This window comes from Candidatus Enterococcus courvalinii, from assembly GCF_017315945.1.
Classification (GTDB): domain Bacteria; phylum Bacillota; class Bacilli; order Lactobacillales; family Enterococcaceae; genus Enterococcus_B; species Enterococcus_B courvalinii.
Map to the genome: position 1 here is coordinate 121,036 of NZ_JAFLWI010000016.1, position 12,542 is coordinate 133,577.

Consider the following 12,542-nt stretch of genomic DNA (forward strand, 5'->3'; position numbering starts at 1 on the left):
CACTGAACAATTTACACAATTCAATCAAAATAGGTCTGGAATATTTGTTGAAATTCTGCTTGTTTTTCTTGATTAGCTGACCATTTTTGCAGATCGGCTATCGACTGCTTCGGAGTTACCTGATTAATTAATCCATACAGACCATAAATTGGCTCATTTTCACCAGCTAACCAACAATCAGCACCTAAAATATCTGCTGTTAATTGGCATAAAACAGTAGACTCAAAAAATCCACCACTGATTGCTAATGTACGTGGTGCTTTCACCATTTCATGGAGTCGCTTAACGTTGAACAGCAAGCCTTCAAGTACCGCTCGAACCATCTCTGCTTTGTGATGGTGGATCGTTAATCCTTTAAATTCTGCTTTTTGATTAGCTTTCCACAGTGGTGCTCGTTCTCCATTGACATACGGAGAAAAACGTAGTCCCTTAGCACCAACAGATGACTGTGCTAAATAGTCAGGAATTTTTTCATAGAACTGCATAGGCTCATCTGCAAAAATTTGGCTTGCCCATTCAAGTACTTTGCCACCATTATTTGATGGCGCTCCAATCACATAAACATTTTCAGTTAAATAGTAACAAAAATTTTGACGTTGCCAATCAAAACTCGGTGTTTTAGTTATTTGTCGAACAGCAGCACTCGTACCAATAGTCAAACTCGCTGACAAGCCATTGGCTAAGTAGCCACCATAAGCCGCTAAACAACCGTCACTTGCTCCCGCAAAAACTTGTACGCCAGGTAAAAAGTTCAACTTATCAGCTAATTCTCTTTTGATTAAAAATGGCGTCGTTGGTGCCACTAACTGCCCTAGTTGTTCCTGTTCGATGCCAAGATAAGCTAAAATTTCTGTATCCCATTGCCGCGTGGGTAAGTTTAATAAGCCTGTAGCAGAAGCTGTAGACAAATCAATTGCTGAAATTCCAGTGAAAAATCCCATGATCAATTCCTTTAGGCCCAACCATTTCGTTTTTTCTGGGTACATTCGTCTTTTTTGAAAATAAAGAATTTTAGCAAAAGGTGTCATTTCATGAATCGGTGTACCTGTTTTTTGGTAAAAACGTTCGGCATCACTGGTCTGTTTGAATACTGTTATTTCCTCCATACTTTGGGTGTCAGACCAAATAAATACCTGCTCAAATTTTCCATCGACCACAGGCATGCAGCTGTGCATCGCCACGCTAAAACTAATTTTCGCGACTCTCTTTCTTAATGAAATAGGCAACGTCTGTAATTCATTTTGGATAAGTGCTAAAATTTCAGAAGCTTTTTGATAACGGACGCCCCCATCCTCATTGTAAGTTTTCAATGGAACGCGATGGTAAAAAATAGTTTTCCCTTGAGCGATTGCGCCAAATTTGATTGCAGTAGTCCCGATGTCGATACCTAAAAATATATCAGTCATTTTTTAGTCTTCCTTCTTATTTCTATCTAAATTGTTTTCCTCAACTTTTTCATTTACACGTGAAAGATTATTTAACCTTTTTTCTTGATGTTTTAAATGAACATATCCCCAACTAACTACGATGAATGCACCAAGCATATTTACGATACAATCCTTCATCGTATCGATTAGCGCCTCATGTCCACTTAAGACTTTACCTTCTCCTGTCATAAATTTTTGCATATTCGTCCCCAACAAATGATCTGCTAGAAATTCATATACCTCCCAAAATAGCCCGACTGTTGTTGCAAAACAAAAAGCAAACAAGCTAATAAAAAATGGACTCAGCTGTAAGGTTACGCGCTGACTTCGATTTAGGTATGCGACAATAATAAAACCTAACGCTCCTAACATCGCTGCACTAAACCCATGTAAGATCATGTCCCAAAACGGTATTTTGTAATAAAAGTTTCGTACTTCTCCTAAATAAATGGCACAAAATAAAAAAAGGAAGAAAAGGATCTCCATCGTATCTGGAATCTCAATATCAAACTTTTGTTCCACTTGCTTTGGTAAAAAAATGATAATCATTCCTGCGACACATTGCAAAATCATCAACACATAATCACTCTTGACATGTTCGTGCTCTGTTGTTGACGTTCCAGATGGTGTTTGAATCATCATGACTACCGCATATATAGTAGAAATCGCTAGTAAAATAAAAACCAAATAAAAAATTACCTTTTTCTTGTCTAACCACTTTTTCTTCATAACAAGCTCCTTTGCTCATCTGGTTCTTCCAATGAGTCTTTTCCTTTATAAACATGATACAATAAGTGCATAGAAAATAGGAAATAACTAAGAGGTGCGTCTAGTGAATAGTGAAAAATCATATACTCAGATTAAACAACTCATTGAACAAGAAACGAATCAAACAGGTAAAAGTTTCACTGTTGGAAAGTTCACAGGCATTGGTTGGTTATTTATCCAACATTCGCCAGATGAACCAGCTTCGCCGTTGATTGCAGTCAAACAATACGCAAAAACAGTTAATATTTATGTACCCATCGACGAAAATGAACCGCCTTTGGTTGAACAATATGCCAGCATCTTTGGCAAAAGCAATTTGGGTAAAACGTGTATTCGTATTTCTTCCTTAACACCCACACGTTTAGATGCGCTAAAAACATTAGTTCAAAAAATCAAAAAAGAAGCAGAGCAAAGCGCGTAACTACGCTTTGCCCCGCTTTTTTTCTTTTATTATTTTAAACTGGCAAAATCAACAACTTGATAGCCGTTTGTTTCAAACCATCTTTTTAACGCAGAGGAAGTCAATGTTTCTAAATCTTGACAACGTGGTAAGGTTAATGTGCTATGGTCTAACACGTATTGATCTAGGAAACCAGGGTGAAGATGCAATTCAATGACTGTTTCTTCTGGTAATGTTTCGTAACCAAACGCATCGTCTACGAAGTCACTAAGCTTCGTCCCACGATTGAGGACTGTCATCAATTTATTAAAATCAGGGATTTCTGCTAATCGATAAGGTAATTCTTTTGGTGGTTGGTAGCCATAAAATAAATTAGCATGAATGCCATACTTCTCGGCTAATTCAAATAAAGCTTGACCAACTGCTTGATCCCCGACGGAATGTGTCTCCATGTGCACTGGAAACTCACCAAGTAATTCTTTAAAATATAAAATTTGTGCGTCCATTTCTTGTTTGATTTCATGATAGTCGAATGTCAACGTCCCGCCATTTTTATAATGACTAGAAGAGAGAAACATGCCGTTTTCATCCACTAAACTAGGAATTTTTTTCGCATCTGTCACTGGTTTTCCTAAAGTAAAATTGATATGCAAATTGATTTCCACGGTTGGATTAGTTGCTTGTATCAATGATGCCCCAGCTTTGGCTTCAGGCATATTCACCATTAAAGAGGTGCTTTTCACGATTCCTTCTCTCACACTTTTTGCAATTCCCAAATTAATAGCCTCTGACATTCCTAAGTCATCTGCGTTTAAAATAAATTTTCTCATCATTCAGCCTTCCTTTTTCACTTACTTCGTTTGAATCAGATGATTTTTATCTGTTAATGAAACCTTGACTTCTGGATAATCAAGTGTATTTGTCAAAACGACTGCTGTTGTCGTATCATAGTCAGCTAATTGACTGAAATCGACTTGTCCAATGACTTGTCCTGCAGTTACTCGATCACCTTGTTTGACCTGCCAAGAAAAACCTTTTCCATTTAATTCTACTGTATTCAAACCAATATGGATCAATAATTGCTTGCCATCATCAGCAGTAAACCCAATCGCATGTTTCGTTTGAGCAATTAGCTCCACGACGCCGTTAACAGGTGCGTATACAGTGCCATCACTTGGTTTGATTGCAAATCCTTCCCCCATGCTTTTTGAAGAAAATACCGGATCGTTGATTTCTGAAATTGGCAAATATTCTCCATTTAAAGGAGCTACTACTAAGTCCGCTTCATATAAGTCAGTAGAGGCAACTGATTCTGCTAGAATGATTTCCTTTTCTTCATTAATTGTTTTCATTTGCTTACGCATCCACCAAGCAGTGGCGCCTAGCGCAACGAAAAATGACACACCATTTGCTAATAATTGTGCACTAAAATTATTTCCTGGTCCTACAAACATCGAGAATGTAAAAATATTTGCTACTGGTGTAAATGAATAAGCTTTAGTTTCAAAAAATCCACTGATTGCTCCACCAAGTGCTGCAGAAATCGAACCAATAATGAAGGGCATTTTATACTTTAAGTTAATCCCATAGATAGCAGGCTCTGTGATTCCAAAAAATCCTGATAATGAAGCAGATGCAGCAATTTCTTTGTCTTTTCCTTTTCTCAAAAACAACCAAGCACCCACTACAGCACCAAATTGACCAAATACACCATTTGATCCAATTGGTAAAATCGTATCTGCACCAGTGTTTTGAATATTGATTAAAGCAATCGGTAAAATTCCCCAATGTAAACCAACCATTACTAATAATTGGAATAAGCCACCTAATAAAGCACCAGCTAAAATCGGACTAAACGCATACATGCTGAAGTATGCTGTCCCAATTAGATTTGCGATTCCATTTCCTAGAGGACCAATCAAAGCAAATACCGCAATCCCGGTAATGATCATTGTAAAGAAGGGAACAAATACGGTATGAGTAACTTTAGGCAATACTTTTTTAACGCCACGTTCAATGTAACTTTGTGCCCAAATCGCTAGGATTGTTGGCACTACAGCGCCACCATAAGTTTTGAAACTAATCGTTAACCCTAACAAGGACGCACTATCTAAAATACTAGCATCAGTCAATGGATAGATCATTGCCGCTGCTATTGCCAAAGCAATAAATTGATTTGTCTTAAATCGATTCGCTGCTGTTACTGCGATAAATAAGGGTAATAACGTAAAGACACCAGAAGCCAAGATACTCAATAATTGATATAGTCCGCTATCTGCCGGCAAAATGTTGTACATGGAAAGTGGAATCAAAAACCCTTTTAAAATCCCCGCAGCTGCCAGCACTCCGATATAAGGAGTAAAAATAGCTGAAATTGTCGCAAATAATTCATCGTACCATTTTTGTTTCTCTTTTGGTTCATCTATTTGTTCTTCTGCATCTTCTGGTAATAGTTTGACTAATTCATCAAAGACATCCACCACATCACTTCCAATCACTACTTGATGCTGCCCTCCAGATTCCACATATTGAATCACACCAGGTACTTCTTTGATTTCTTCTTTCTCAACTTTTTGTCCATTGTTTAAATAAAAACGCAAGCGTGTTGCGCAGTGTGTTAATGATGAAACATTTTCTTTTCCTCCCACTGCTTCTAAAATTGCTTGTGCTCTTTGTCGATCGTCCATTTCTTTTTCCTCCTTGAAAATTGTTCGTAAAAAACAAAAAACCAAAAAAACTAGCCCTCTTCAATCAAAAGAGAGTCGCTTTTTTGGTTATGCCTGGTCGAACCAGTTACACTCAAATTTCACTTATTTTTTTGATGTGGATCAGCAGATAAAGCAAGTCTTCTTCGTCCAACGTCCACCCGTAAGACTCTTGTAAGTAATGCTCGATTTTCTTGACACACTGCGCTTCTTGTACATATTGTGCTCGCAGTGTTTGATACAATTCATTTTTTCGATACTCAGTTGTCTCATGGTTAAGCTTTCGAGCAATAAAATATTTAAGATGTGTCACAAAACGCAAATAATAAAACGAATCTTCTGAGAACTCTTTATGGAAATGATACGTAATAATATTGTTCACATCACTGATAATTTTAATGTAAGGATCCACTTTTTCACGCTCACCAAGACTTGCTTGACTATTGATAAAATGTAAGGCATAGGCGTGTGCCTCTTGTCTAGGTATTTCTTTACCTGTTTCTTCAGCCAAGTAGTTCACCGCCCAATTGCCCAATGCAAATTCTTTTGGGAAAAATTTTTCGATCTCAATTCGAAACGGTGCACTCAAAGAAATTCCTTGGTCCAAACGTTGCAACATATAGTTTGTGTGATCCGCAACATTTAAAAACAAAAGATCTGTCGTTGGTAACTGGAGTTCTTGCTCAGCTTTTTTGACAATTTGATGAGAGTAATTCATGACTTCTAACGGAAATTGAGCCAAATTGATTCCCTTTAGATTTGAGTCATTTAGTTGATACACTTTTTCGACTTCATCTTCTGCAATCGTTTTAGGAAATTTTCCAAAGCCAATTCCCACTTCTGCAACAATGACTTCTTTGCCATCTTTCATCGCTAATGCAAAATTGTTATTGATACTCTTGATGATCTCCAACTCACCACCCCCAATCTAAGACAATAAAAAAGCCAACATTAATACACTGCTTCCACAGTCTATTACATGCTGGTTGATGCCTGGTCGGACCAGTAACACGCCTTTTATGTGAACATCATAACGGTATCTACCGCAAAAGTCAACAACAAATGTAACCGTTTTTTATTTTTTATTACAATTGTTATCAAACTCATCTATTTTTTGAGCAAGACTAGCAGAACTGATTCAAAAAATTGAACCTTCTGCCCGATCGTTTCGTGGCAGAAAGTTCAACTTCTAATTTTCCTTATTTTTTAAGGAAGCAAATGAACGAAGTCATCCTACTGTACTCAGTTATTAGTGAGTTGTTGTGTTAAAGAAATCATTTCAAGCAATCCTTGAGCCACACTCGCACCATTGTTGCCAGCTTTCGTCCCTGAGCGTTCAATTGCTTGTTCAATCGTTTCTGTTGTTAGCACGCCAAACATGACTGGCGTTTCCGATGCTAAACCAACTTGTGCCACTCCTTTTGCCACTTCGTTACTAACCAATTCATAATGCGTCGTTGCTCCACGAATCACTGCACCAAGAGTCAGTACGCCATCATATTGATTCATTGCCAAGATTTTCTTGGTCATAAAGGGGATTTCAAATGCTCCGGGAACCCAATAAACATCAATATCCTCTTCGTTCACGCCGTGGCGGACTAAGCTATCGACTGCTCCACTTAATAGTTTCGATGTAATAAATTCGTTAAATCGTGCAATGACAATCCCGATTTTTTTCGTATTTCCATAAAAGTGTCCTTCAAAAGTATGCATTGTTTTCTCCATTCTCAAATTGATAGTAAGTGATGAAATTTCGTTTTTTTCGTTTGTAGATACTTGTAATTTTCTTTTTCCGGCGGGATCTCAAGCGGAACGCGTTCAACGACCTCAATTCCTTGTTCCGACAGTTGCGTCACTTTTTCTGGATTATTCGTCAATAATTCGATTCTCTTGATACCCATTTTCTTTAGCATTTCTACTGCAAATTGGTATGTTCGCTCATCTGGCTCAAATCCCAAAGCAAGATTTGCATCATAAGTATCCATGCCTGTTTCTTGTAACTGATAGGCAAATAATTTATTTTTTAGCCCAATTCCTCTTCCTTCTTGACGCAAATAAAGGATGGCACCTACTCCTCTTTCCGAAATCAGCTTCATCGCTTCATGAAGCTGGTCACCACAATCACAGCGATGGGAACTAAATACATCACCCGTCAAACATTCAGAATGAATCCGTACGAGTAAAGGTTCTTTACTATTTTTGACATCCCTTTTGTTAGCAATAAGTGTTCTTTGCCAGCCTTGTCTTCAAACAAAGTTAATTCGAAGTCACCGTATGCTGTAGGTAATTGAACAGTTGGTCGTTGATCTTCCAGATACTGTTTCAACTCTTCGACAGTAATAAGTGGCAACTGCCAGCTACGTGCCAAAACTTTGAGTTGCTCCAAACGTGCCATCGTTCCATCTTCATTTAGAATCTCACATATATAGGCTGCTTCTGATTGATTGGTTAATTTTGCTAAATCAAGCGCAGCCTCTGTATGTCCTCTTCGTGCCAAGACGCCACCTTCCTTGCCTATCAATGGAAAAACGTGACCTGGTTGATGGAACATCGTCGCTTTCGTTGTTGTTTGTCCTAAGGCTTTGATCGTCTTTGCTCGATCATAAGCAGAAATTCCAGTACTTGTGGTTTCATAATCAACACTGATTGTAAATGCCGTGCCAAAAGGATCGGTGTTTTTTTGAACCATCTCCGTTAACTCCAGCTGCTTAGCACGTTTAAGAGAGACTGGCGCACAAATTAGTCCTCGCGCGAATTTAGTCATAAAATTAATTGTTTCTGGTGAGACTAAGTTTGCGATTCCCACTAAATCTCCTTCTGCCTCCCGAGTTTCATCATCTGCTACGATAATTAAGTTTCCTTTTCGTAATTCTAGTAACGCTTCTTCGATTCTTTTATGGCTCATCTGTCTTGTCCTTCTTTCACTTCTTACAAATTCCTTGTGCCTTTACATACTTTCCTAATAAGTCAGTTTCAATATTGACCGATTGGCCTTGAATCAGTTTTCCTAAATTTGTTTGCTCTTTTGAGTGTGGAATCAAGCTAACTGAAAATGTCTGCTCCGTAGTCGCTGTAACGGTTAGACTAACACCATTAATGGCAACCGACCCTTGCGAGATAATTTCACCTCTAAAAGTAGTGGGCAAAGCGAAAACGAAAACAAAGGCATTTTCTTGAATTCTTTTTTGTACCAAGTGGGTCGTACCATCTATGTGCCCAGTTACCAAATGGCCTTCTAGTCGTCCGTTGTAAGGCAATGCACGTTCCAAATTAACCAAATCACCAACTTTCATTTGTGAAAAAGTTGTTCGCCGATACGTTTCTGGCATCATTTCCACACAAAAGCTTCGATTGTTGATTGCGATTGCTGTTAGACATGTACCATTGATAGCCATACTGTCTCCAATTTGATAATTATCTAGTAAGTGTTCAGAGGCTTCGCAAGTGAGTTCGATCGTGTGTCCGCGTCGGGTGATTTTAGTTACCTTCCCCTGTTCTTGAATCAATCCAGTAAACATTTTATACTCTGCTCCCCACGATTTTTATTGTATTATCTAACTTTTTGACGGTGACATTGTTCAACTCTGTTACTTTTTCAGCAGGGCGACTAGAGGATATACTTGCGACACTATCACCACCTAAAATTTTTGGCACAATATAAGTAATCAACTCTTCCCAACAACCACTTGCCAAAAAAGCATCATGAATCTTTGCACCACCTTCAACATACACAGATTGGATCAAGCGTTCTCCTAATTTCGTTAATACATTGGGGATCAAGACTTCCGGCAGATAAATTACTTCAACATGTTTCGGTAATGCCCCACGAATTTCAGACCGTTCTGTAAAAATTAGAACTGGTGCTGTCTCATCTTGAAAAATAGCAAGATTGTCGCGTTCAACTACTCTTCCTCGTCGATCCAAGATTACTCGATAAAACGGAAACTCGTTTATCGCACTGTTTAACGTGGGATCGTCAGTCAAAATGGTTTGACTACCAACCAAAATCGCTTGATAACTCGTTCTTTCTTCTCGAACCTTTTTCATCACATAATCATTTGTTAGTCTGGTTCGTTGGTTCAATAAGGCTAATTTTCCATCTAGTGATATTGCTTGTTTCAGCGCCACAAATGGCCGCTTCTTTTCAAAAAAATAATTGTAATGTCGGTTTAAATTTCGAACCTCTTCTTCCAACACGCCAACTAAAACGTGAATCCCATGATCTCGCAGTTTCTTGACTCCTCGACCAGATACTATAGGATTAGGGTCTAACTGTCCGACCACTACTTGCTTGATTCCAGCGGCAATAATTGCCTCTGTACAAGGTGGTTGTTTTCCGTGATGGTCACAAGGTTCTAAAGTGACATAAATTGTTGAATTGAGTAGTTTTTCGGGAGTATCGCATAAATAATCAATTGCTGCTTTTTCCGCATGTGCCTCGCCATATGCTAAATGTGCACCGACTGCTAGGACTTGATCGTCTTTCACAATGACTGCACCGACTAAAGGGTTCGTAAATGTTTTCCCACGTCCTTTTTCTGCTGCTAGAATCGCTTGTTTCATAAATCGTTCATGCAAATGAATTCCTCCTTTCCAAACAAAAAAGCCCCGTGTAATTACACGAGGCCAATAGTCAAAATAAACTCAAAGAAGCACGACAAAAAAAGGGACACTTTTCCCGTCATTTTTTCGATAAGTTTTTCTTCTCCCATCCAGACTTTAACTGTCGGTTCTAGATTTTCACTAGATCAACCGCAAACTATTGCGGGTCACGGACTTCAAGTTAGACTTGTCACCGTCGGTCGGGAATTACACCCTGCCCCGAAGAAACATATTCAATTAACAAAAAAAGCATACCGTTCAAAAAAAAGAATGTCAACTGCTTTTTCTTGCACTTGATTCGCGGCTTGCTTCAAGTCATCGGAAAATGTTTGTGCCGCTTACGGTAATTCAATGGTGTGATTCCCTTGATTTTTTTGAATGAACGAACAAAGTAACTAGCTTCAACATAACCTAATTGATCGCTAATTTCACTGATTGTTAAATCGGTTGTCTTCAATAATTGTTCCGCCCAATAAATTTTTAATTTAGCATACATCTGACTAAAGGGTTCTCCAAATTCTTCTTTCAACTGCCGACTTAAATAGCTTGGACTCAAATTTGTCACAGCGGCTAACATATTTAAATCGACATGACTTCCTTTATTGGCAAAAATCAAATCAATTGCCGGTTGTAGCATTTTATTTTTGGCTAGATAACTATCTTTTTCTGCCGCTAGTTGGTTTTCCAATAAAGAGTGACGAATATCTGCTTGCACTGTTTTTAAATCAACTGATTGATCCGGTACTTCTGCTTTTTTAGAAATACGGAGCGTCTGCTTATACGCTTTAATCAAATAATCTTTTTTGATCGCTTCTGTTACGATATATTCACTTAAACTTTCTAACATTGTAGCGGTTTTCTGTAAATCATTCAGCGTAAACTTCGGATATTGTTCAAATAATTCGTGGTGCTCCTCTTTAAATGTTTCCAGTCTTTTCTGGTCTTCTACTTGCAATACTTGTTCCAGCTTTTCTTGTCCATCTATGAGCAGAACTTCCCCGGCCATGATTGCACCAACATATTGATTATCAACCATGATTGGAATTGCCATATCAACAATATTAAAATGGCAACGATAAATAAACGGCTCTCCTGTTCGAACAGCTTCCAGTCCTCCTCTTGAATCACATTTTTCACAATAAACAGCCAATTCAGGATGATTGCGTACTAGTTGGCAAAAGGGTTGAACTTGGCTATGTCTCGTAATTGGTCTCCCTCGATAATCAACTAAAATAATAGCCAAATGAGTAGCGAGGGCTAGACTTTCTTGAACTTTTTCCCATTTATCTAAATCTAAAACTTGTTCGATATCAAATAAAGTTGTGCTCATTTCTTCACCTCTAGTTAGTAGTATAGGACGATTTTGCTAAAATGACAAAATACTCCTATTTCGCAAAATAATTCAACACATTCTCAAAAGAAAGCGGTAACAAAGTTCAATGATTCTTTGATGATAACGCTTTATGCTATAATAGTAAACGATAACAAGGAGGAACTACTGATGAGAAAAGCACTAATTTTACCAACCAAATATGTACAAGGTGAAGATGAATTACTGAACTTAGGTTACTTCGTATCGACTTTTGGCTCTTCTGCATTACTGATTGCAAACCCGGCTGATGTGGATCGTATTCGCCCACAACTTGATGCTACCGCAGAAAAATTTGGCGTATCATTTATTGAAGGCGGTTTCAGTGGTGAGGTTACTCGAGCAGAAACAAAACGATTGCAAGAAGTAGCTAAAGAACAACACACTGATTGCATTATTGGTTTAGGTGGCGGAAAAGCGATTGATGCTTCAAAAGTTGTAGCTGAAGGTGAAAAATTAATTATTGTTCCAACAATTGCAGCGCAAGATGCGCCAACCTCTCACTCGGCTGTTTTGTACCATGAAGACGGTTCATTTGACGACTATGCTTATTTTAAACAAAGTCCAAGCGTTGTCTTAGTGGATACAAAAGTGGTCGCAAAAGCACCTACTCGTTTTTTAGTTGCTGGTATGGGTGACGCACTATCCACTTATTTTGAAGCACGTGCAACGCATCATTCTTATTCCCGCGTTAATGCAAGTTTGCCAATGGGTTCAAGAGAAGGATTAACGCCCCCCGCTAGCGGTACTTATGCTGCCTTAGCGATGGCAAAATTATGTTGGGAACATTTACAAGAAGACGGCTTGAACGCAAAAATTGCTTGTGATGCAAATTTAGTGACTGAATCATTGAGTAAAATTGTCGAAACTAATATTTTGTTATCTGGTTTAGGATTTGAAAGTGGTGGTTTAGCTGCAGCTCATGCCATTCATAACGGAATGACTGTTTTACCTGGTGCACATAGCTACCTTCATGGTGAAAAAGTTGCTTTTGCAACATTAACTCAGTTAGTTCTGGAAGATGCAAAAACGGAAGAAATGAATGCTGTTATGGACTTTATGGCTTCTGTTGGGTTGCCATTGACGCTAGCTGATTTAGGTGTGGATCACATTACTTATGAAGAAGCACTTGCAGTAGCAAAAATCGCTTGCATTCCTGAAGAATCCATTCATTCAATGCCGTTCCCAATTGTTGTCGAAGATGTTGCAAATGCTCTAATTGTCGCTGATCGAATTGGACAAGCCTACAAAGATAGAATGCGAAACTAATA

The 12,542-nt window shown here is 38.4% G+C and carries 11 protein-coding genes, 1 pseudogene and 1 riboswitch; of the genes and pseudogenes, 2 read left to right on the forward strand and 10 right to left on the reverse strand.

The features are described from left to right. Positions 1-20: 20 nt before the first annotated feature. Both JZO71_RS10250 and JZO71_RS10255 read right to left on the reverse strand, forming a co-directional pair. Positions 21-1,406, reverse strand: a complete 1,386-nt coding sequence (locus tag JZO71_RS10250; RefSeq protein WP_206899397.1) for a gluconokinase — start codon at positions 1,404-1,406, stop codon at positions 21-23. Between the two features lie 3 nt (positions 1,407-1,409). Continuing rightward, positions 1,410-2,156 (reverse strand): DUF2238 domain-containing protein, encoded by a 747-nt coding sequence (locus JZO71_RS10255; protein WP_206899398.1) that lies wholly within the window; start codon positions 2,154-2,156, stop codon positions 1,410-1,412. A 103-nt stretch (positions 2,157-2,259) separates the two neighbouring features. On the opposite strand from JZO71_RS10255, the gene JZO71_RS10260 reads away from it, so the two are divergent. Continuing rightward, the gene (locus JZO71_RS10260) at positions 2,260-2,616 is read left to right on the forward strand and encodes a hypothetical protein (RefSeq protein ID WP_206899399.1); all 357 of its coding nucleotides are present in this window, start codon (positions 2,260-2,262) and stop codon (positions 2,614-2,616) included. Between the two features lie 29 nt (positions 2,617-2,645). Here JZO71_RS10260 and JZO71_RS10265 read toward each other — a convergent pair whose 3' ends face one another. The 8 genes and pseudogenes from JZO71_RS10265 to JZO71_RS10300 form a co-directional block, all read right to left on the reverse strand. Then, positions 2,646-3,425 carry a ChbG/HpnK family deacetylase gene (locus tag JZO71_RS10265; RefSeq protein WP_206899400.1) on the reverse strand — a complete coding sequence of 260 codons (780 nt, stop codon included), beginning with the start codon at positions 3,423-3,425 and terminating at the stop codon, positions 2,646-2,648. Between the two features lie 21 nt (positions 3,426-3,446). Further along, positions 3,447-5,282 carry a beta-glucoside-specific PTS transporter subunit IIABC gene (locus tag JZO71_RS10270; protein ID WP_206899401.1) on the reverse strand — a complete coding sequence of 612 codons (1,836 nt, stop codon included), beginning with the start codon at positions 5,280-5,282 and terminating at the stop codon, positions 3,447-3,449. A gap of 112 nt (positions 5,283-5,394) precedes the next feature. Next, positions 5,395-6,213 carry a PRD domain-containing protein gene (locus tag JZO71_RS10275; protein WP_206899402.1) on the reverse strand — a complete coding sequence of 273 codons (819 nt, stop codon included), beginning with the start codon at positions 6,211-6,213 and terminating at the stop codon, positions 5,395-5,397. 329 nt (positions 6,214-6,542) lie between these two features. Next, positions 6,543-7,013, reverse strand: coding sequence for a 6,7-dimethyl-8-ribityllumazine synthase (gene ribH, locus JZO71_RS10280; RefSeq protein ID WP_206899403.1), 471 nt, complete (start codon positions 7,011-7,013; stop codon positions 6,543-6,545). Between the two features lie 14 nt (positions 7,014-7,027). Continuing rightward, positions 7,028-8,205 (reverse strand): annotated as a pseudogene (gene ribA / locus JZO71_RS10285) (GTP cyclohydrolase II). Positions 8,206-8,221: 16 nt separating this feature from the next. Next, the gene (locus tag JZO71_RS10290; RefSeq protein WP_206899404.1) at positions 8,222-8,818 is read right to left on the reverse strand and encodes a riboflavin synthase; all 597 of its coding nucleotides are present in this window, start codon (positions 8,816-8,818) and stop codon (positions 8,222-8,224) included. A gap of 1 nt (position 8,819) precedes the next feature. Then, on the reverse strand, positions 8,820-9,878 hold the full coding sequence (gene ribD / locus JZO71_RS10295) for a bifunctional diaminohydroxyphosphoribosylaminopyrimidine deaminase/5-amino-6-(5-phosphoribosylamino)uracil reductase RibD (protein WP_206899405.1): 1,059 nt from the start codon (positions 9,876-9,878) through the stop codon (positions 8,820-8,822). Between the two features lie 118 nt (positions 9,879-9,996). Further along, positions 9,997-10,133, reverse strand: a riboswitch (FMN riboswitch). A gap of 79 nt (positions 10,134-10,212) precedes the next feature. Next, positions 10,213-11,232 (reverse strand): PocR ligand-binding domain-containing protein, encoded by a 1,020-nt coding sequence (locus JZO71_RS10300; RefSeq protein WP_206899406.1) that lies wholly within the window; start codon positions 11,230-11,232, stop codon positions 10,213-10,215. A gap of 171 nt (positions 11,233-11,403) precedes the next feature. Between JZO71_RS10300 and JZO71_RS10305 the strand changes: the two genes are divergently transcribed. After that, the gene (locus tag JZO71_RS10305) at positions 11,404-12,540 is read left to right on the forward strand and encodes a glycerol dehydrogenase (RefSeq protein ID WP_206899407.1); all 1,137 of its coding nucleotides are present in this window, start codon (positions 11,404-11,406) and stop codon (positions 12,538-12,540) included. Positions 12,541-12,542: the final 2 nt, after the last annotated feature.

Coding starts and splice junctions, on each gene's coding strand:
- JZO71_RS10250 (WP_206899397.1), bottom strand. CDS start 1,406: ATGACTGATATATTTTTAGGTATCGACATCGGGACTACTGCAATCAAA.
- JZO71_RS10255 (WP_206899398.1), bottom strand. CDS start 2,156: ATGAAGAAAAAGTGGTTAGACAAGAAAAAGGTAATTTTTTATTTGGTT.
- JZO71_RS10265 (WP_206899400.1), bottom strand. CDS start 3,425: ATGAGAAAATTTATTTTAAACGCAGATGACTTAGGAATGTCAGAGGCT.
- JZO71_RS10270 (WP_206899401.1), bottom strand. CDS start 5,282: ATGGACGATCGACAAAGAGCACAAGCAATTTTAGAAGCAGTGGGAGGA.
- ribH (WP_206899403.1), bottom strand. CDS start 7,013: ATGCATACTTTTGAAGGACACTTTTATGGAAATACGAAAAAAATCGGG.
- JZO71_RS10290 (WP_206899404.1), bottom strand. CDS start 8,818: ATGTTTACTGGATTGATTCAAGAACAGGGGAAGGTAACTAAAATCACC.
- JZO71_RS10300 (WP_206899406.1), bottom strand. CDS start 11,232: ATGAGCACAACTTTATTTGATATCGAACAAGTTTTAGATTTAGATAAA.
- JZO71_RS10305 (WP_206899407.1), top strand. CDS start 11,404: ATGAGAAAAGCACTAATTTTACCAACCAAATATGTACAAGGTGAAGAT.